The organism is Amycolatopsis sp. NPDC006125 (genome assembly GCF_040614195.1).
Taxonomy (GTDB): domain Bacteria; phylum Actinomycetota; class Actinomycetes; order Mycobacteriales; family Pseudonocardiaceae; genus Amycolatopsis_E; species Amycolatopsis_E tucumanensis.
In genome coordinates, this window is the sequence record NZ_JBEXTZ010000008.1 from 100,991 (window position 1) to 120,026 (window position 19,036).

General features: G+C 71.6%; 16 protein-coding genes and 1 tRNA gene. 10 read left to right on the forward strand and 7 right to left on the reverse strand.

Annotated features, from left to right (window positions below):
- The first annotated feature begins 150 nt into the window (after positions 1-150).
- From ABZ193_RS06790 to ABZ193_RS06800, 3 genes are all read left to right on the forward strand, one after another.
- On the forward strand, positions 151-2,187 hold the full coding sequence (locus ABZ193_RS06790; protein WP_354709198.1) for an IniB N-terminal domain-containing protein: 2,037 nt from the start codon (positions 151-153) through the stop codon (positions 2,185-2,187).
- A gap of 109 nt (positions 2,188-2,296) precedes the next feature.
- On the forward strand, positions 2,297-4,096 hold the full coding sequence (locus ABZ193_RS06795; RefSeq protein ID WP_354709199.1) for a dynamin family protein: 1,800 nt from the start codon (positions 2,297-2,299) through the stop codon (positions 4,094-4,096).
- Positions 4,093-5,340, forward strand: coding sequence for a hypothetical protein (locus ABZ193_RS06800; protein ID WP_354709200.1), 1,248 nt, complete (start codon positions 4,093-4,095; stop codon positions 5,338-5,340). The genes ABZ193_RS06795 and ABZ193_RS06800 overlap by 4 nt, the downstream gene beginning before the upstream one ends.
- Before the next feature lie 257 nt (positions 5,341-5,597).
- Here the strand turns inward: ABZ193_RS06800 and ABZ193_RS06805 are convergent, their stop codons facing one another.
- Positions 5,598-6,851: an HEXXH motif-containing putative peptide modification protein gene (locus tag ABZ193_RS06805; protein WP_354709201.1), complete on the reverse strand. Its 1,254-nt coding sequence runs from the start codon at positions 6,849-6,851 to the stop codon at positions 5,598-5,600.
- A gap of 129 nt (positions 6,852-6,980) precedes the next feature.
- Positions 6,981-7,241, reverse strand: coding sequence for a hypothetical protein (locus tag ABZ193_RS06810; RefSeq protein ID WP_157358395.1), 261 nt, complete (start codon positions 7,239-7,241; stop codon positions 6,981-6,983).
- Positions 7,242-7,335: 94 nt separating this feature from the next.
- Here ABZ193_RS06810 and ABZ193_RS06815 point away from each other — a divergent pair, with 94 nt between their 5' ends.
- The 3 genes from ABZ193_RS06815 to ABZ193_RS06825 all read left to right on the forward strand — a co-directional run bounded on the left by ABZ193_RS06815 (position 7,336) and on the right by ABZ193_RS06825 (position 9,803).
- A complete protein-coding gene (locus tag ABZ193_RS06815; RefSeq protein ID WP_017986219.1) occupies positions 7,336-8,109 on the forward strand; it encodes a FadR/GntR family transcriptional regulator in 774 nt (257 codons plus the stop codon).
- Positions 8,110-8,185: 76 nt separating this feature from the next.
- Positions 8,186-9,361, forward strand: a complete 1,176-nt coding sequence (locus tag ABZ193_RS06820) for a hypothetical protein (protein WP_237338261.1) — start codon at positions 8,186-8,188, stop codon at positions 9,359-9,361.
- A 10-nt stretch (positions 9,362-9,371) separates the two neighbouring features.
- On the forward strand, positions 9,372-9,803 hold the full coding sequence (locus tag ABZ193_RS06825; RefSeq protein WP_354709203.1) for a pyridoxamine 5'-phosphate oxidase family protein: 432 nt from the start codon (positions 9,372-9,374) through the stop codon (positions 9,801-9,803).
- Positions 9,804-9,863: 60 nt separating this feature from the next.
- On the opposite strand, the gene ABZ193_RS06830 is transcribed toward ABZ193_RS06825, so the two are convergent.
- Positions 9,864-9,948: transfer RNA gene (locus ABZ193_RS06830), tRNA-Ser, on the reverse strand.
- A gap of 20 nt (positions 9,949-9,968) precedes the next feature.
- Positions 9,969-10,433 carry a MarR family transcriptional regulator gene (locus ABZ193_RS06835; protein ID WP_020416469.1) on the reverse strand — a complete coding sequence of 155 codons (465 nt, stop codon included), beginning with the start codon at positions 10,431-10,433 and terminating at the stop codon, positions 9,969-9,971.
- A gap of 476 nt (positions 10,434-10,909) precedes the next feature.
- On the opposite strand from ABZ193_RS06835, the gene ABZ193_RS06840 reads away from it, so the two are divergent.
- Positions 10,910-11,821, forward strand: a complete 912-nt coding sequence (locus ABZ193_RS06840) for a neutral zinc metallopeptidase (protein ID WP_020416467.1) — start codon at positions 10,910-10,912, stop codon at positions 11,819-11,821.
- Positions 11,822-11,867: 46 nt separating this feature from the next.
- Here ABZ193_RS06840 and ABZ193_RS06845 read toward each other — a convergent pair whose 3' ends face one another.
- Entirely contained in the window at positions 11,868-13,349 is a 1,482-nt protein-coding gene (locus ABZ193_RS06845) for a M28 family metallopeptidase (protein WP_354709205.1), read from the reverse strand.
- Between the two features lie 75 nt (positions 13,350-13,424).
- Here ABZ193_RS06845 and ABZ193_RS06850 point away from each other — a divergent pair, with 75 nt between their 5' ends.
- The gene (locus ABZ193_RS06850) at positions 13,425-14,402 is read left to right on the forward strand and encodes an NAD(P)H-quinone oxidoreductase (RefSeq protein WP_020416465.1); all 978 of its coding nucleotides are present in this window, start codon (positions 13,425-13,427) and stop codon (positions 14,400-14,402) included.
- On the opposite strand, the gene ABZ193_RS06855 is transcribed toward ABZ193_RS06850, so the two are convergent.
- Entirely contained in the window at positions 14,399-15,598 is a 1,200-nt protein-coding gene (locus tag ABZ193_RS06855) for a cysteine desulfurase-like protein (protein ID WP_027935623.1), read from the reverse strand. The genes ABZ193_RS06850 and ABZ193_RS06855 overlap by 4 nt on opposite strands.
- A gap of 122 nt (positions 15,599-15,720) precedes the next feature.
- On the opposite strand from ABZ193_RS06855, the gene ABZ193_RS06860 reads away from it, so the two are divergent.
- Positions 15,721-16,275, forward strand: coding sequence for a bacterial proteasome activator family protein (locus ABZ193_RS06860; protein ID WP_020416463.1), 555 nt, complete (start codon positions 15,721-15,723; stop codon positions 16,273-16,275).
- Between the two features lie 19 nt (positions 16,276-16,294).
- Here the strand turns inward: ABZ193_RS06860 and ABZ193_RS06865 are convergent, their stop codons facing one another.
- Positions 16,295-17,899, reverse strand: a complete 1,605-nt coding sequence (locus tag ABZ193_RS06865) for a hypothetical protein (protein ID WP_354709206.1) — start codon at positions 17,897-17,899, stop codon at positions 16,295-16,297.
- Positions 17,900-18,079: 180 nt separating this feature from the next.
- On the opposite strand from ABZ193_RS06865, the gene ABZ193_RS06870 reads away from it, so the two are divergent.
- The gene (locus tag ABZ193_RS06870; protein ID WP_020416462.1) at positions 18,080-19,036 is read left to right on the forward strand and encodes an ABC transporter permease; all 957 of its coding nucleotides are present in this window, start codon (positions 18,080-18,082) and stop codon (positions 19,034-19,036) included.

A 19,036-nucleotide genomic window follows, 5' to 3' on the forward strand; every position in this document is an offset into this window, starting at 1 on the left:
AACCGATGGCCCCCATGGCCTCGCCGAAGGTTGCGGACCGATCCCCGATGCCTCGGTAACGGAACGGTCACTAGGTTCTGCCAAGGCGTCCTGCGGTGCACCCTGGACGCCTTGTCCGTTTTCACCCCCCGAGATCCGCGGAGATATTCCTTGTCTCTCCCCGCCCAGAACCTGCACGAGTTCGTGCTCACCCTGCTGAACGACGAGGCTGCCCGGTCGGCGTTCGCCGCCGACCCGACCAGCGCGCTCGCCGCCGCCGGCTTGAGCGACGTCACGCCGCAGGACATCCAGGAAGTCGCCCCGCTGGTCGCCGACTACGCGCCCGCGCCGCTGGCCGACGCCCTGTCCGCGCTGCCGCTCGACGCCGACGTGACCGACCTGCAGGGCGCCATCGCCCAGCTGCAGGCCGTCGCGGACGCGGCCGACGCGCTGCCGGTCGAGGCTCCCGAGCTGCCCCTGGAAGTCCCGGCCCGCGCCGACCTGCCCGTCGACACCTCGGCCCTGCCGCTCGACACCTCGGCGCTGCCGCTGGACGCGTCGGCCCTGCCGCTCGGTGGCGGGCTGCTGGGCGACCTGCCGGTGGAGCTGCCCGCGCTGGGCGACCTGCCGCTGGACGTCCCCGCCGTCGACGGCCTGCCGCTCGACGTGCCGGTCCGCCAGGACCTGCCGGTCAACGCGCTGCCGGTGGACCAGCTGCCGCTGGACGCGCTGCCCACGGACAGCCTGCCCACCGACGCGCTGCCGGTCGAGCTGCCCGAGCTGGGTGACATCCCCGTCGAGCTGCCCGAGCTGAGCGACCTGCCGCTGCAGCCGCCCGCCGTCGACGGCCTCCCGCTGGACGCGCGCAACGACCTGCCGACCGAGGCGCTCACCGGCGCGGCCCCCGAGCTCGGCGAGCTGCCGGTCGGGCTGCCCGAGGTCGAGGGCCTGCAGGGCTCGCTGCCCGGGCTCCCGGTCCAGCTGCCCGCCCTGGGTGAGCTGCCCTCGCTGCCGACCGTGGGTGCCGAGCGCGCCGACGTGCCGAGCGAGCTGACCGCCCTGCCGGTCGACGGGAGCGGCCTGCCGCTCGACACCAGCGCGCTGCCCCTCGACGCCGGTTCCCTGCCGGTGGGCACCGAGGACGTCGCCGCCCTCGGCGAGGCCGTCGGCCTGACCGAGCTGCCGGAGACCGGCGAGCTGCCCGTCGACTTCGACACGCTGGGCTCGCTGCCGGTGGCCGCCCCGTCGCTGGGCGACAAGCCGTTCACCGCTCCCGACCTGGACATCCCGGCCGTCGGCCGCGTCGACACCGCCAGCGCGGGCTCCGAGGACGGCTACGCCACCACCGTGTCCTACGAGGGTGAGCTGGCCGAGGGCGCCGCCGCGGCCGCCGCCGCCAAGGAGGGCGCCGGTGTCGCCGGCACCGCGGGCACCCCCGCGGGCGCCTTCATCGGCAGCGCCGCCGGCAGCACCGAGGGCTTCACCGGCGGCTTCGCCGTCGAGAACAACGAGGGTGAGCTGCAGGGCGGCCTGACCGCCGGTGAGGACGCCGTCCTCGCGGGCGCCCGCACCGACTCGGCCCTGGGCACCTACACCCTCGGCGTCGACGGCACCCCCGCCGACGTCCCGAGCTTCGACGAGGCCGGCGACCTGGCCGGTTCGCTCGACTCGGACGTCCTCGGCCGCGCCGAGCCGGCCGCCGGCACGATCGCCGACTACATCTCGATCGGCGGTGACCTGGTCGGCGGCGGTGTCGCGCAGAACTCGGCCACCCTCGGCGAGTACCTGACGCTGGGTGGCGCGCAGGCCGGTGACCTGGTCACCAACGCCGGCGCCCAGGCGGGCACCGCGATCTCGGACGGTGGCCACCAGGCCGCGGACCTCGCCGCCGACCTGCCCGCCGCCCCCGGCGTGCCGGCCGTGCTGCCCGCCGCCGTCCCGGCCGAGATCCCGGCCGAGGCGCCCGGCGACCTGCCGGTCCACTTCGGCGCCGAGCTGCCGCAGGGCCTGCCGCACCTGCCGGTCGCGAACCCGCTGCCGGAGGTCACCAACCACGTCGAGCACGCGCTGACCACGGACCCGGTCAAGGAGGTCGTGTCCGTGACCGACAGCCCGCTGGTCGACACGCTCGGCCCGCTCAACCACGCGCCGCTGCCCGAGGCCGCCGACCTCGACAACCTGCACGGCGACCTGCCCCTGGGGCACTGACCGGTAGCCGCAACGGCGCGGCTACCACTCACCGATGAAGCGGCGGGGTTCGTCTCAGAACGGACCCCGCCGCTTCACGTTTTGGTCACGACACGGCACACTCCTCCGCGTGCTCGCACCACCCTGGCTCGACGTACTGGACGACACCGCCCACGTCTGCGCCACCCAACGGCGCCCGGACCTGGCCGATCGCATCCGCAGACGCAGAGCCCAGCTGCTCGACGAGAAGCTGCGGGTCGTCGTGATCGGGGAGACCGGCCAGGGCAAGAGCCAGCTGGTGAACGCGCTGGTCAACGCCCCGGTGTGCGCGGTCGGCGAGGACGGCACGACCACGGTCCCGGCCGTCGTGACGCACGCCGAGACGCCCACGGCGGCCGTCGTCACGGCCGGTCCGCGGGCCATCGAAGGCCCGGCGCGGCAGCCGGTGCCGGTGGAGTCGGTGACCGGCCAGGCCAATCGGGAAGCGGTCGCTGTGAGCGGTCCACCGGTCGTCCGGGCCGAGGTGGGCCTGCCCCGCGCGCTGCTGGCCGGCGGGCTGGCGCTGGTCGACACCCCGCCGCGGGCGGCGATGGAGACCGTCGACTCCGCGGACGCGGTGCTGATGGCCACCGACGCGACGAGCGAGCTGTCGGCGTCGGAGATCCAGCTGCTCGAGCAGGTCGTCCGGCTGTGCCCGACGGTGCTCGTGGTGCTCACCAAGATCGACCTGGTGCCCGGGTGGCGGACGGTCGCGCAGCGCAACCGCAACCGGCTCGACCAGCGCGGGCTGATGGCGTCGCTGATCCCGGTGTCCGCCGCGCTGCGGCTGGCCGCGGCCCGCACCGGCGACCAGGCGCTGAACGCCGAGTCCGGGTTCGGCGAGCTGGTCAAGTGCCTGCACCAGGACCTGCCAGGGCAGGCGGACCTGCTGGCCCGGCGCTCGGTCGCCGCCCTGAGCACGACCACCGTCGAGGCGCTGCAGAACGAGCTGACCGAGGAGTTCGCCGCGACGCAGCAGCCGGACAACGGCGACGCGGTCGCGCGGTGGCACGCCGCCGGGCGGCGCCTGGAGAAGCTGCAGCGGGACGCGAACCGCTGGCAGACGCTGCTGTCCGACGAGGTGTCCGACCTGATCTCGGACGTCGAGTTCGACCTGCGTGACCGGACGCGCAAGATCCTGGTCGAGGTCGACGAGTACTTCGAAACCGCCGACCCGGCGAAGACGTGGCCCGAGTTCGAGGAGTGGCTGCGGGAGAACCTGACCACGGTCGCGGAGACGAACTCGGAGTGGCTGCTCGACCGGTTCGAGTGGATCGCCCGCAAGATCGCGCGGCAGGTCGCGCCGCACCGCGAGGACGCGCTGCCCGACTCGCTGCCGCGCGAGGTGCCCGGTGACGCCGTCGGGGACCTGCGGATGCCGCGGGTCGAGCGGTTCAGCGTGGGGCAGAAGCTGTTCGTCGGGATGCGCGGGTCGTACAGCGGTCTGCTGATGTTCGGCCTCGCGACCACGATCGCGGGCCTGCCGCTGATCAACCCGATCTCGCTCGGCGCGGGCGCCGCCTTCGGCGCGAAGAGCGTCTTCGAGGAGCGCGGCAACCGGCTCAAGCGGCGCCAGCACGCCGCGAAGACCGCCGCGCACCGGTACGTCGACGACTTCTTCCTGCGCTACGGCAAGCACAGCAAGGACACCGCGCGGCAGATCCACCGCGCGCTGCGTGACCGGCTCAACGGCGTGGCCGACGAGCTGCGTGGCGAGATCAGCGCGACCGCGAAGACGTTCAAGCAGGCCATCGACGACGACACGACCCGCCGCACGGTCCGGGCGAACGAGATCCGGCGGATGATGGAGGAGCTGAACGTGCTGCGCCGCCGCGCCCAGGCCCTGGCCACCCCGGCGCAGCTGCCCACCCAGCGGGGGATCACCGCGTGAGCCTGGCCGAGAGGACGCACGCCGTCCTGCAGGAGGCCCTCGACGTCTACCAGGACAGCCCGCGGGCGACGAGCTGGCTGCAGCGCCAGCTCACCCGGTTCGACGACCCGCTGCGGCTGGCGGTCGTGGGCCCGCGTGGATCGGGCCGGTCGACGCTGCTCGCCGCGCTGGCCGGAGAGCAGCCGCAGGGCGAGATGACCTGGTTCCGCACCTCGCCGGGTCGGTCGCAGGACGAGCTGATGCTGATGGACACCCCGGCGATCGACGGCGGCGCGGCGCCCAGCACGATCGAGGGGATCTGCATGGACGCCGACGCGGTCCTCTACCTCGTGCGGCGCCCGTCCGGAGCCGATCTGTCCTTCCTGCACACGCTGCAGGACCACCCGGTCGCGCGGGCGGCGGCCGTCAACGCGCTGATCGTGTTGTCGCGGGCGGACGAACTCGGTGGCGGACGGGTGGACGCCGTCATCTCGGCGCGGCAGGTCGCGCGCCGGTACCGGGTCGCGCCGGAGGTCGCCGGGCTGTGCCAGGACGTCGTGCCGGTGGCCGGGCTGCTCGCCGCGGCGGCGCGCACCTTGACCGAGCCGGAGTTCGCGGTGCTGCGCGCGCTCGCCGCCGTGCCGCGGGAGGAGCTGGAGCCGCGGCTGCTGTCGGCGGACCGCTTCGCGGCGGCGGAGTTCCCTGCGCCGGTGGCCGCGTCCGACCGCGCCACGCTGCTCGCGCGGTTCGGGATCTTCGGCGTGCGGCTGGCGTTGACGTTGATCCGCCGCGGGGCCGACACGTTGCCGGCGCTGGCTGGTCAGCTCGTGCCGCGCAGCGGCCTGGCCGACCTGCGTGAGGCGATCGACGGGTACTTCGTGGCGCGGCGGGACGTGCTCAAGGCGCGGTCTGCGTTGATCGGGCTGGAAGTGGTGCTGCGCATGGAACCGCGCCCCGCCGCGGCCGGGCTGGCGGCCGAACTGGAGCGGTTGCTGGCGGGCGCCCACGATTTCCGGGAGCTGCGGCTGGTGGCCGCGCTGCAAACCGGACGGACGTCTTTTTCGGCGGAGCTGAAAGCGGAAGCCCTGAGATTGCTCGGCGCCGGCGGAACTTCCCGAGCCGCGCGGCTCGGACCGGATCAGGTGTTGCCCGCGGTGCGCCGGTGGCGGGACCAGGCGGAGAACCCGGAGCTGAGCGCCGGGGAGCGTCGCGCCGCGGCAGTCGTGTTGCGCAGCTGCGAAGCGATGGCGAACGGGACGATCTGAGGCCGTTCGTCACGAGGCTGTGGGCTCGCCTGGTTGACGAGCCCGGCCGGTTCAGTCGTCGTTGGAGTCGGCGGGCTTGAGGTAGGCGGTGCCGCCGGTGGGCATGCGGCGGAAGAAATCCACTCGCGTGATCGGCTGACCGTAAGGCTGACGGCCGAGGCCCGGATTCGGGGAAACAACCCCGTTTTCCGGCCGGGGAGCCATCGTTTCGCCGGGCCGGTTTTCGTGTCTCCGGCGAGGGTCCCACTGGACTGACATCAGTTTCCTTCCGACGCAAATGTTCCGTCCGAAGAGGACAGTACTCCTCCGCGCGGGGTGGCACGAACCAAGGTCGCTTCCACCAGCGCGCCGAGGACTGTCGCACGTTCGGCACCGATTTCCGACAGGGACTTCCCCGCCGGGGCCTGGCTAAGCTCGACGACCAGATCAGCCGCTTCCCCGTCGAGCCAGTGCAATTCCGGTGGGTCGCCGGGACGGCCGGCGAGCACCCGGCCGGTGGCCTCCATCCGGGCGAGCCGCAGCAGCGGGTCCAGCGCGTAGTGGCCGGGCGGCACCGGACGGGTGACCGGAGACAGTTGTTCGGGTCCAGTCTCATCACACATCAAGGTGTGCAGGAGCCACCTGGCGTCGAATTCCAGCGCGTCCTCTTCACCGAGCAGCCAGCGGCCGATTTCGGTGGCGCGCTCACGAGCGCGGGGCAGCAGGGAATCCGGGCCGAGCCGCGGCGTTTCCCCGTGCCGCTCCACGTCCTGGGCGAACTGGGCGAGGCAGGTGTAGGCGTGGAACGCGGCGATGACCTGCTCCACCGGCCACGCGGCCGACGACCAGGACGGCCGGAAGACCCGGCCCTGCGCGGGATCGGCGCCGAGGAAGCTCCGCGTGATGGCGAAGTCGAACAGCTTGACGTGGGCACCCTCGTGAATGATCGCCTCGGCGACCTCGTAGGGCGACGACGGCCGGTCGATCAGGACCAGTCCGGGGAAAAGCCGTGACGACGCGGAGATCAGGCCGCCGGAGGTCGCCGGATCGAGGACCACCAGCAGGCCGACGTGCGCGAGCAGGTCGTCGGCCAGCGCCGGGCTGATCTCGCGGACCTTGCGCAGACCGGCGGCCACGGTGGCCAGCGCTTCGTCGTCGCCGGTCAGCAGCCGCGGCGGGCGGCGACCGGGCAGGCTCTGCGTCTGGATCACCCGCATCGCCTCGGCGAGGCGGTCATTGGCCTCGGCGGCGGTGGCCACCCGGATCGAGACCGGGCCGGCCGGCAGTTCGGTCGTGATCGGACCGAGTTCGTCGTCGGCGTCCACGTAGGGCAGACGGCCGGCGAGTGCCTCCCCGATCCGGAAGCGGAACAGGGGGTTGTCGAGCTGCGCGACCGGAACCGAGTCGTGGCCGGGAGCCAGGAGATCGAGCCCCAGCCGGTACAGCGCGCGACGCTCCTCGATCACCGCGTGGGCGGGCGCCAGCGCCGCGTGCACGGTGGTGGCATCCGGCCAGGCAGGTCTGGAGTACATCCGAGCGCCGGCTTCTTCCGCTAGGAGGGGAACAGCCAAGGACCGCGCGAGAGTACAACCAGGCGGTCTGGCCCCCACACCGGGGGCGGCTGTCAGACAACAGACGGAGCCGCCCCCTGTCGTCCGCGCTTACGCGCCCGTTCCGAGGAACGAGACGAGCTGCGCGAACCCCAGCACCGCCAGAACGAAACCCGCCGTCAGGGTCATCACGATGACCGTTCGCCACCCGATGATGGTCACCCCGAGAGCTACCAAGAAAATCACAGCGAACAGAGATTCCGAGTTCACAGCGAACACCTCCTCACTGGCCAGGTGGCGGCCCGGCTGGTGGCCCGCCCGCTCACCTTCGATGGCAGTTGTATGATCGCGGCGCTGTCGGTTGTCTGTCAAGTGACTACACCTGACAGACAACTTGCGTCTGGCATCAGCTTGGCGTTATGGTCTTCGGAAGCTCGGGGACCCAAGAGCTCGCGAGAGGTTGACGATGGATGACGAGAGCTGGGCTCTCTCACCGAACACGCGCAAGCCGCTGCCCGAACTGATCGAGGACAAGATCAGGTCGCTGATCCGCAGCGGCAAGTTCAAGGCGGGCGACCGGCTGCCGACGGAACCGGAACTGGCTCAGCGGATGGCGGTGGCCCGCAGTTCGCTGCGCACCGCGCTGCAGCGGCTCCAGCTCCAGGGCGTGGTCGAGGTGATGCGGGGCCGCGGCTGGTACGTCCGGTCGACCGACGTGTCCGAGCACGACGAGCCGCTGGTGTTCGACCGTCGGGTGAGCGACGCGGACCTGATGGAGGTCCGGATCGCACTGGAGGCGACCGCGGCGAGCCTGGCCGCGACCCGCGCGACCCAGGGCGAGCTGGACGACATCGCGAAGCTGGCGAAGCTGCACCAGTCCGCGTCCATCGACGACAAGGACGAACTGCTGCAGACCGACGAGGACTTCCACTCGGCGGTGGTGCGGGCCAGCCACAACGAACTGCTGGACCAGCTGTACCGGTCGCTGGTGCCCCAGCTGCGCGGTTACCGCCGCAACAGCTACGGCAGCTCCGAGGTGCACGTCCGCTCCGCGAACGACCACAACCAGGTCACGTGGTTCCTCAAGCGCCGCGACGAGGGCGGCGCCCGCGCGGCGATGGCCACGCACCTGCTCGGTCTGTACAGCGACCTGGTGGCGCAGACCGGCACCCCGCCCGGCGAGCGGGCCACGCTCACGACCTACGCACTGGAGGACGAGCCACGCTGGCACCGGGAGTGAATTAAGCCTATCGGCCGCTTTCGCCGTCGCGGCCTCTCCGCCGATCATGGGTTCTCTCGAACCGGGCGGAGAGGCTGTGACAGCTGGGGAGAAACAGCGGCCTGGTGTCGATACGCGCCCGAAACCACGCCCGGCGGTCCTTCGTCTCGCGTTCGTCCTGGTCCTCGCCGGTGTCGCCGCGCTGCTCACGGTCGTGTCCTGGCGGGCGGCTCCCGGGTGGCCGACCGCCCTGCACGACGTCCTGGAAGCGGTGTTCCCGCTGGTCGTCGTGGCGGGCGCGGCGATCGGCGGGTACGAGCTGTTCGTGCACCCCTGGCTGGTGACCGAGATGGCGCGGATCTCCGGCCCGCGGATCGTCGAGGCGCTGCTCCCCCAGCAGGTCATGGAGACCTTCCTGCACTCGATCTACGGCGACAACGAAGCCAACCGGGACGTCGTCACGGGCGTGCTGGGCGGCGAGGGGCTGCGCCCGCTCGGCGGAGACCTGACGATCAGCACCCACACCGGCGTGACGTTCGAGCTGAGCGCGGTGGACCACGAGATCTACCACCTGACGACCGCGGTGACCTACAGCTTCAAGAAGAACGTGCACGTCGACCGGTTCATCATCTTCGCGACGTGCAACGCGCTGCTTCGGGACTCCATCAGCGCCGGGTGCCAGCTGCCGCTGTTCGAGCTGTGGTTCGTGCCGGACAGCTCGCTGTTCGAGAGTTCGGTGGACGACATGCTGCCGTCCGTGCGGCTGCGGATCGAGTACCTCGACGGCGAGGGCAGGCACCACGTGGCGTCGTCGAGCAAGCTGGAACTGCGCGAGGTGAAGTACCAGCAGTGGGCCGACTACCTGACGTTCTTCCGCACCAACATGGGCCCGCTCCCCCGCCAGAACACCCTCGACCACCTCGCCGACCTGCGCATCTTCGAGTGCGACCTGTCCGACATCGCCGGCGACGACCACACGGTGGCCGCGATCGAGCGCCTGTCGATGCGGGCGACCGCGCTGCAACGCATCGACGACGGCTACTGCTACTGGCAGGCGCCGTACCCGTGCTACGTCGAACGGATCTCCATGTCCGCCAAGGAGCTGGACATCGAGGGCGGGGACGCGTTCGAATTCCGGGTGGTGCCGTTCACGTTCCGCTCCAACACGGCGTCGGCGCGGTGGCTGAAGCCGGAGGAGCTGAGCGATCTGGACGTGCGGTCCTGGCTGCTGCCCGGGCACGGAGTGGCGCTGCTCTGGCGACCGGCGAAGTGAGGACGCGCGGATGACCGAGCCCGACTTCGACATCGACGCCTTTCTCGCGCGGCCGCTCACCGCTCACGTCGCCACCAGCGGGCCGACGGTGAGACCCACCTGGTACCTCTGGGAAGACGAAGCGCTGTGGATCCTGACCGGCCCGTGGACGAAACTGCTCGGCCGCGTCAAAGCCGATCCCGCTGTCGCTGTCGCCATCGGTGTGTGCGACATCGCGACCGGCGAGGTCCGGCAAGTGATCGCGCGCGGGAAGGCCGCAGTGCTGCCGTTCGACGTCCCGAGGGGGCGTCGCAAGCTCAGCCGCTACCTGGGAGCCGACGAAACCCGCTGGGACGAGCGGTTCCGGCGGTACCTCCACGACGACCCGGCCGAGCGGGGAACGGTCTGGCTCCGACTACGCCCCAGCTCCCTCACCGCGACGGACCTCAGCTACCAGGTGTGAAGGCGCGCGCAGGCCTACGCCGGGGCGGCGTCACCCGGCATAGTGCCTGCTCGACAGACGCGGAAGCGGAGGGATTTGAACCCCCGGTGGGTTGCCCCACGCTCGCTTTCAAGGCGAGTGCATTCGGCCGCTCTGCCACGCTTCCCTGAGGCTCAGGGTAGCGGCTCAGCCGCCCAGGCCTTCGAGGTGTTCGTCGACCCGGGAGAAGACCCTCGCGAGCACCGACTGCTCCTCCGGGGTCATCAAATCGATCAGGTGGGCCCGCACGCCCTCCACGTGCGTGGGCGCCGCCTCCTTCAGCAGCGCCTCGCCGCCGGGGGTCAGTTCCGCCACCACTCCCCGCTTGTCGTCCGGGTCCGGGGCGCGGCGGGCCAGCCCCGCGGCCTCCATGCGCGCTATCTGGTGCGACAGCCGGCTCTTCGTGGACCCCATCGTGGTCGCCAGCTCGGACATCCGCATCCGCCGCTCCGGCGCCATCTCCAGGCACACCAGCACCTCGTAGTCCGTCAGGGACACGTCGTGCGCGGCGGCCAGCTCCCGGTGCAGCCGCTGGCGGAGCCGCAGCGTGGCGACGATGTACGCGCGCCACGCCGACATCTCCGGCTCGCTCAGCCACCGGACTTCACCCATGTCCGGAACAGTAGCGCCGAACTGCGATTACCAACCAACGAGGGACGGCGCACCGGTTGAGGATTCGCGCCCACAGGCGCATGCTTGGAGACAACGGTGGATCGGTCACCGGACCGGGGACGCACTACCCGGGTGTGGCCCGTCGGGCCGTCCGCCGGGAGAGGGTCAGGTGGTTCAATGACGAGAAGTTCCTCGCGGTTGACTACCGGATGCAGCTGTGGACCCACAGCCGGGATGCGGTGAACCCAGTCCGGCTGTGACTGTGAGCAGCAACGGGTTTCCATCTCGATGCGCCTCGACCATCGCTTGCGCACAACGGCGAACTCGAACCTGCTTCAGTGCGGTCTCCGTGTCCGCACAGCAGAGTTCCTCGCCGGCCCGCGACGTGGTCAGCCGCTGATTACAATTGACAACCTCGGTAATCCTGGGTGCGGACTCGCGGAGTCCGCACCCAGGCTTTTGTGAGGGAGTACGCGGTGAGGTTTGACGAAGGCGCCGGGCTGGACACGTCCGAGGTCGACGACCTCCGCGGCGGCGGTGGCGGCATCGGGAGCCGGGTGGCGCTCGGCGGCGGCGGGCTCGGCATCGTCGGCGTGATCATCTACTTCGTGCTCTCCCAGATCGGCGGGGTCAGCCCGAGCGGTGCGGGCAGCCTCGGCGAACTCGGCGCCGGTCAGCAGGTCAGCAACGGGTCGCTGGCGCAGGAGTGCCGCACCGGCGCGGACGCCAACTCCAACCACGACTGCGCGATCGTCGCCATCGTCAACTCCATCCAGGACTACTGGAGCGACCAGTTCGCCCGCTCCGGCCGCACCTACCGCACCGCGCAGACGAACTTCTTCAGCGGCGGCGTGCGCACCGGCTGCGGCAGCGCCACCTCCGACGTCGGCCCGTTCTACTGCCCCGCCGACTCCGAGGTCTACATCGACCTGTCCTTCTACCAGGAGCTGCAGACCCGCTTCGGCGCGCAGGGCGGCACGTTCGCCGAGGCCTACGTGCTCGCCCACGAGTACGGCCACCACGTGCAGAACCTGCTCGGCACGTCCCGGCGCGTCGGCAACGAGACCGGGCCGACCTCCGGTTCCGTGCGGCTCGAATTGCAGGCCGACTGCTACGCCGGCGTGTGGGCCAACCACGCGACGACCACGCCGTCGTCGACCGGGCGGCCGCTGATCACCGAGGTCACCCAGGACGACATCGACCGCGCCCTGGACACCGCGTCCCGCATCGGGGACGACTACATCCAGTCCAACCTCGGCGGCGGCCAGGTGGACGAGTCCCAGTTCTCGCACGGCACGTCCGCCCAGCGGGAACGGTGGTTCACCACCGGCTTCCAGACCGGCGACCCCGCCCGGTGCGACACCTTCGGGACCAACAACCTGGGCTGACGCGCCACGGGCTCCGCCCGGCGCACGGCCGGGCGGAGCGCACGCGTCACGCCGCGGCCAGCGCCCTCGCCTCACCGGCGGGAGCGCGGTGCGGCTTCACCGCCGCCTTGCCGGGCGCGACCCCGTTGACCGACTCCGTGCTCAGCGCGAACGTGCCCAGCGTCCAGGCGATCGCATCCGCGTTGCGGTCCAGCGCCACCCGGTCGACGTTGCCGAGGTTGTCGCACGCCTGGTGGTAGCACGGGTCGTACGCCACGCCCGCCTGGCCGCCCCACTTCGCGGCCTGCTCGGGGGTTTTCACGTCCTCCGCGCCCGTGAACAGGCCACCCGCCGGAATCCCCACCGCGATGAACTCGCCGTAGTCCGAGCGGCCGTCGAAGTCCGTGCCCTCGGTCGGCACGCCGCGCGCGTTCAGGTACCCGGTCAGCGCGGCCTCGATCTGCGCCGAGCCGTACGGGCCGGGGCCGGCGCCGACCCCGTCGGAATCGTCGCCGTCGTAAGCGAAGTACGCCGCGTTCGGCGAGCCGATCATGTCGAAGTTCAGGTACAGCGCGATGTCCAGCTGCTGCTCGAAGCTCAGCGAATCGACGTAGTGCGTCGAGCCGACCAGGCCGAACTCCTCGGCGCTCCACCACGCGAACCGCACCGCGTTCTCGACCTTCGGCTTTCCGCCGAGCTGCAACGCGATCTCCAGCAGCGCCGCCGAACCGGTGCCGTTGTCGTTGATGCCCGGGCCCTCCGGAACGCTGTCCAGGTGCGCGCCGGCCATCACGACGTTGTCCTTGCGGCCGGTCTTCGTTTCGGCGATGACGTTGTAGGACGTGCGCGGCTCCTGGAACTCCCGCAGGTCCAGCGTCACCGTCGCGCCGTTCTGCCCGGACAGCGCCTGCCCGTCGGCCTGCGAGATGCCACCGGTCGGGATCCGCGCCGCCGCCGGGTCGCCCAGGGTTCCGTTCAGCGGGCCGGCCTCGTTGTTGTAGATGATCGCCGCGATCGCGCCCGCGTCCGCGGCGGCCGCCTGCTTCTGCGCGAACGGGCACGCGCCACGCGACACGAGGACGATCCGGCCGGCCACGCCGGTGTAGTCGGTGACCTCGCAACCGGGCGTGGCGTCGACCGGCACCACGGCCAGCGGGGCGGTGATCCCGCCCTCCGGCGTGGACACCGTGTACGTCATGACGGTGATCGGCACGTCGGCGCCGTTGACTGTCAGCTTCTCCTCGATCGTCTCGGTGAAGATGAACGGGAACTCCTGCCGTGTCACCGAATAACCGGCGGCTTCGAGCTTGCCCGCGATGTACTCGGCGGAGGCGGCGTGCCCATCGGTGCCTGCGGCGCGGTTGCCGTCGTTGCGGTCGGCGATGCGCTGCAACGCGATCAGGTGCCGGTTGATGGCACCCACGTCGGTCTTCTTGACGAGCTGGTCGGGTAACGGGGACGGGGCTGCGATCGCGGCCGGGGTGGCGGCCGTCGCCAATGCGGCGGTCAGCACCAGGGCGGCGAAGGATCTCTTCGGCCGAAGTGACATGAGGAGTCACTTTTGTCCCGATCCGCGTGGAGGTCAATCGTGCATTCGGTGTACCCCGGCAATAGGGTCGGGCACATGCATGCGATCAAGCTCCGTGAACCCGGCGGCCCGGACAACCTGGAGTGGGTCGAGGTTCCCGATCCGCGGCCGGGCCCCGGCGAGGTCCTGCTCGACGTCGCGGCGAGCGCGGTGAACCGGGCCGATCTGCTGCAGCGCCAAGGCAACTACCCGCCGCCGCCCGGGGCGAGCGACATCCTCGGGCTCGAGTGCTCGGGCACGGTCGCCGAGCTCGGCGAGGGCGTCGAGGGCTGGCAGGTCGGCGACGAGGTGTGCGCGCTGCTCGCCGGTGGCGGTTACGCCGAACGCGTCGTCGTGCCGGCCGGTCAGCTGCTGCCGGTGCCCGGCGAGGTCGACCTCATCACCAGCGCCGGCCTGCCCGAGGTCGCCTGCACCGTGTGGTCGAACGTGGTGATGCACGCGAACCTGGCCGAGGGCGAGGTGCTGCTCGTGCACGGCGGCGCAGGCGGCATCGGCACGCACGCGATCCAGGTGGGCAAGGCACTCGGCGCGACGGTCGCGGTCACCGCCGGCTCGGCCGACCGGCTGGACCGCTGCCGCCAGCTCGGCGCCGACATCGCGATCAACTACAAGGAGCAGGACTTCGTCGAGGTCCTCCGCGACGAGACCGGCGGCGCCGACGTCATCCTCGACAACATGGGCGCGAAGTACCTGGACCGCAACGTCAGCGCGCTGAAGACGAACGGCCGCCTGGTGATCATCGGGATGCAGGGCGGCGTCAAGGGCGAGCTGAACATCGGCAAGCTGATGGCCAAGCGCGCGAGCGTCGCCGGGACCACGCTGCGGGCGCGGCCGGTGGACGACAAGAGCCGCATCGTCGCGGACGTGCGGGAACGGCTGTGGCCGCTGGTCGCCGAGGGCGCGGTCCGTCCGGTGATCGGTCAGGTCGTGCCGATGTCCGAGGCGGGCAAGGCGCACCAGGCCCTTGAGGAGGGCGGCGTGTTCGGCAAGGTGCTGCTCTCGGTCCGCGGCTAACGCAGTTCTTCCAGCACCCGCACCAGCTGGTTGACCTCGAAGACGTTGGAGTAGTGGGCGAGCGCTATCCGCACCGCGCCGCCCACCTCTCCGACGCCGAGCGCGGCGAACACGCCGCTGGTGCCGAGGTCGGCGAACGCGCACAGGCCCTGCGAGGCCAGGTACTCCGCGACCTCCGGCGCCTTCTTGCCCATGACGGTGAACGCCAGCGCGGGGATGCGGCGCATCGCGTCGCCGATGACCATGACGTGCCGCAGCGCGCGCAGTTCGGTGCTGAGCTGGGCGAGCAGCCCGGCGTGGTACGACTTCGCCGAGCCGAGCGAGGTCACCAGCCGCTCCCGGCGGGAGCCGGTGGCCGCGTCGTCCAGGCCGGCGAGGTAGTCGATCGACGCGACGAGCCCGGCGAGCAACGGGTACGCGTGCGGGCCCAGCTCCAGCCGGGCGGGGCCGCGGGCGCCGGGGTCGAGCGAGGCGGACGGGAGCCGTTCCAGCAGGTCGGGGTCGCGGAAGACGAGGGCGCCGACGGCCGGGCCGCCCCAGGCCTGCGCGGACACCACGAGCACGTCCGCGCCGAGCGCGTTCATGTCGAGCGGCAGGAACGGCGCCGCGGCGGTTGCGTCGACGACCACCAGCGCGCCGACGCGCTTGGCGAACTCGGCGATCGTGGGCACGTCGGGCCGGGTGCCGACCGCGCCCGACGCGGCGGTGACGGCGACCGCCTTCGTGCGGGCGTTGACCAGGTTCTCGTACTGCCAGGCCGGCAGCTCGCAGTTCTCGATGTCGATCTCGGCCCAGCGCACGACCGCGCCGACGCGTTTCGCGCCGTGCGTCCACGGCGCGATGTTGGTCTGCTCGTCGAGGCGCGAGACCACCACCTCGTCGCCCAAGGTCCAGCGCTCGGACAGGGCGTCGACGAGCCGGCGCAACAGCACAGCCGCGCTCGAACCGAGCACGACACCGGCCGGATCGGCACCGACGAGATCGGCCACCGCCCGCCTGGCCGCGGTCACGATGCTCTCCGCGCGCTGGGACGCCGGGAACGCGCCGCCCGGGCCGGAGACCGGGGCACGCATCGCCGTCGACACGGCCGAGGCCACCTGTTCGGGTACCAGCATTCCGGCAGGGCCGTCGAAGTGGATCCAGCCGTCACCCAGCGCGGGGAACAACCCACGAATTCGAGCGACGTCGAACGCCATGGACAACACCGTACGGACGAGTAGTTTCGCAGTGCGTCCGGGGTTGGGCTGTCGCCGACCGCGGGCCGGCGCGACCGCTAGGCTCGAACACAGCGCGTCGACGAACCAGCCAGGATGGAGCAATGACGGAGCCGAAGTTTTCCGAGTCGCCCTCGCCCGACGAGCAGCCCCACCGCGTGGTCGTGGTGGGCCCGGACGGTTCGCCGGTGGGCACGGCCCGGATCCCGCGGGAGGACGACGAGCACCAGGAGTCGGTCGGTGACCTCGTCGAAGAGCCGGCGAAGGTCATGCGGATCGGCACCATGATCAAGCAGCTGCTGGAGGAGGTGCGGGCCGCGCCGCTGGACGACGCGAGCCGCGACCGGCTGCGTGAGATCCACCAGACCTCGATCAAGGAGCTGGAGCAGGCGCTCGCGCCGGAGCTGCAGAGCGAGCTGGAGCGGCTGGTGAAGCCGTTCACCGACGGCACCACGCCGTCCGACGCCGAGCTCCGGATCGCGCAGGCCCAGCTGGTCGGCTGGCTGGAGGGCCTGTTCCACGGCATCCAGACGGCGCTGTTCGCGCAGCAGATGGCGGCGCGGGTGCAGCTGGAGCAGATGCGCCGCGGGCTGCCTGCCGGGCGCGGCGGCCAGGAGGGCCAGGCGCCGGGGATCAGCGGGACCGGTCAGTACCTGTAGCGGAGCGCCCGCGCGCGGATCACCGGTCGGCGCGCGGGCAGACCACGACGTCGTCGTTCCTGATCGCCCGTGAGCAGTCGAACCGCCCCTCGACCAGGCCGGCGGCGTCGATCCAGAGCGGCTGGACGACGACGTACCGGACGGACGGGTCGGACAGGCAGGCGAGGTTCTCCGCGTAGCTCGCCGTGTCCCGCACCGACGGCAGGTCCATGCCCCACCGCAGGTAGGCCGGCGACGGGTAGCGGCACGGCGTCGGGTTGCCCATGAAGTAGGCGATGTCGCCGAACGCCAGGTAGGCGACCGGGGTGTCCTCCCCGATGCGGTCGCGGACGGCCAGCATCTCCTCGGTGAACTTGTGCTCGATCTCGACGCGGCCGGCGTTGGTGTAGTCGGCGTGGACGCCGTCGAACGAGTACGGCGTCGTCGGCAGGATGGGCACCGTCAACGCGAGCACCCCGACCAGCACCGGCACCGACAGCACCTGCCGTCCGCCGCGGCCGGGTTCGAACGCGCAGGCCAGCGCGGCCACGACGGCCAGGCCGGCGAGCAGGCTGTAGGCGAGCGCGCCGTGGCCGGAGCGCCACGCGTAGGACGCGCCCAGGCACACCCGCGCGGCGAACAGCACCACGACCGTCGCCCCGACCAGCGCCCACGGCGGGCGCCCGTGCACGAGCGTCCAGCGCGCGACGGCGAGCGCCCACAGCCCCGCGGCCAGCGGGACCCAGGCGGCCAGGTGGTACTGGAACCACTGCCCCCGCACCACCGCCGCGCCCAGCACGAGCGCCAGCGCGAGCACCGTCAGCACCGGCCAGGCCCAGCGCCGCCGGGACACGCGCACCAGCACCACCAGGGCCGCCGGCAGCACCGCGACCAGCGGCACGAGCATGGCCTCGTTGGCCGCGAACCGCACGATCGAGCCGAAGTCCCGGGCGGCGCCGTCGTTGAGCAGCCACGCCTCCCGCAGCCACCGCCACTCCCGCGGCGCGAGCAGGCTCAGCCCGAACAGCGCGAGCCCGGACACCGCGGCGGTGATCCCGGCGAGCGTCGCGCGTCGCCGGTCCAGCACGGCGATCACGCCGAGCGCGACCAACGCGGTCGGCAGGGTGGCGTACCCGACCAGGGCCGCCAGTGCCAGCAGCAGCCCGGCGAGCAGGCCCGACGTCCGCAGCGCGGCCCCGATCGCGGCGGTCCCCAGCACGGCCGCCACCCACTCGGGCTGCAGGAAGTCCCAGTTCGGGGCCAGCGCCAGGGCCAAGCCGACGGCCGCGGCCACCGCCGACGCCTCCCCGGAGGGCAGCCGCTGACGCAGCCCCGCGCGCAACCACCACGCCGCGCCCGCCGTGAGGGCCAGGGCGACCAGCCGGACCAGCCCCTCGCCGACCCCGACCGAGCCCACGTCGAAGACGCTCAGCCCCTCGGCCAGCCAGCGGTAGGCCAGCGGCCGGTGCACGAACGTGCCGGTCGCGCCGAACGGGCTGACCTCCAGGCCGCCCAGCACGTACCGGACGTCGTGGCCGAGCCCGATCCACGCGGCCGTCAACGCGACCGGCAAGGCGGCCACGGCGGTCCACACCCAGCCGCGGATGGGAGCGCGGCGCTGGGGTTTCTCGGTGGTGGTGGTCATTCAGCCGGCCTTTCGCCAGGTTGCCCGTTTTCGGGTGCGCACCCCGGGCGAGAGTACGCGCCGGACGCACACGCTGCCGTCACGGACGGTGGCACAGCGTGATTTCGCCCGATGATCAGCCAAATCGGGCGTCTCCGCCCTGCCCGGAGTGCGCGTGTCCCGCTCGCTACGCTAGGTCCCGTGCAAGCCACCAGCACGGTCGACCAGACCAGCGAAGATCTCGCCCGCGCGGCTGAGCTTCCGCCCTTGTCGGACAGCCGCACCTTCGGGCGTGCGTTCGGCGACATCAAGGAAGGCCTCCGCCAGCGCGAACTGTGGAGCCACCTCGGCTGGCAGGACATCAAGCAGCGGTACCGCCGGTCGGTGATCGGCCCGTTCTGGATCACCATCAGCCAGGGCGTGATCGCGCTCGGTCTGGGGCTGCTGTACTCGCAGCTGTTCAACATGCACATCCAGACGTTCCTGCCCTACATCAGCGCGGGGTTCATCGTCTGGGCCTTCATCAGCGGCTGCCTGACCGAGGGCATGGAGACGTTCATCGCGAACGAGGGTCTGATCAAGCAGATCCGCGCACCGTTGACGGTCTATGCGCTGCGCACGGTGTGGCGGCAGACGCTGATGTTCGCGCACAACCTGATCGTCATCGTGGTCGTGGTCGGCATCTTCTTCGGCAGCCTGAACCACGACTACGCGCTGTCGCAGAGCGGCATGTGCATGCCGGACAACATCTGCCACCCCGGCATCGGCTGGTACACGCTCACCGCGATCCCGGCGTTCTTCCTGCTGGCGTTCAACGGGGTCTGGGTGACGCTGCTGCTCGGCATCATCTCCACGCGCTACCGGGACATCCCGCAGGTGATCAACTCGCTGATCCAGCTGCTGTTCTACCTGACGCCGATCGTCTGGCCGATCGACCAGCTCAAGTCGGGCCAGCGCGGTGGCAGCGTCAGCTGGGCAGAGCCGATCATCCACCTGAACCCCATCTACCACTTCGTCCAGATCCTGCGCGCGCCGCTGATCGGGCAGGCCGTCAGCCCGTGGAGCTGGGTCGCCGTGGGTGGCATCACGGTCGTGGGCTGGCTGCTCGCGCTCGTCGCCATGCGCAACTACCGGTCCCGCGTCTCCTACTGGGTGTGA

Coding starts and splice junctions, on each gene's coding strand:
- ABZ193_RS06825 (WP_354709203.1), top strand. CDS start 9,372: ATGACCGAGCCCGACTTCGACATCGACGCCTTTCTCGCGCGGCCGCTC.
- ABZ193_RS06845 (WP_354709205.1), bottom strand. CDS start 13,349: ATGTCACTTCGGCCGAAGAGATCCTTCGCCGCCCTGGTGCTGACCGCC.
- ABZ193_RS06815 (WP_017986219.1), top strand. CDS start 7,336: ATGGATGACGAGAGCTGGGCTCTCTCACCGAACACGCGCAAGCCGCTG.
- ABZ193_RS06805 (WP_354709201.1), bottom strand. CDS start 6,851: ATGTACTCCAGACCTGCCTGGCCGGATGCCACCACCGTGCACGCGGCG.
- ABZ193_RS06855 (WP_027935623.1), bottom strand. CDS start 15,598: ATGGCGTTCGACGTCGCTCGAATTCGTGGGTTGTTCCCCGCGCTGGGT.
- ABZ193_RS06850 (WP_020416465.1), top strand. CDS start 13,425: ATGCATGCGATCAAGCTCCGTGAACCCGGCGGCCCGGACAACCTGGAG.
- ABZ193_RS06860 (WP_020416463.1), top strand. CDS start 15,721: ATGACGGAGCCGAAGTTTTCCGAGTCGCCCTCGCCCGACGAGCAGCCC.
- ABZ193_RS06865 (WP_354709206.1), bottom strand. CDS start 17,899: ATGACCACCACCACCGAGAAACCCCAGCGCCGCGCTCCCATCCGCGGC.
- ABZ193_RS06835 (WP_020416469.1), bottom strand. CDS start 10,433: ATGGGTGAAGTCCGGTGGCTGAGCGAGCCGGAGATGTCGGCGTGGCGC.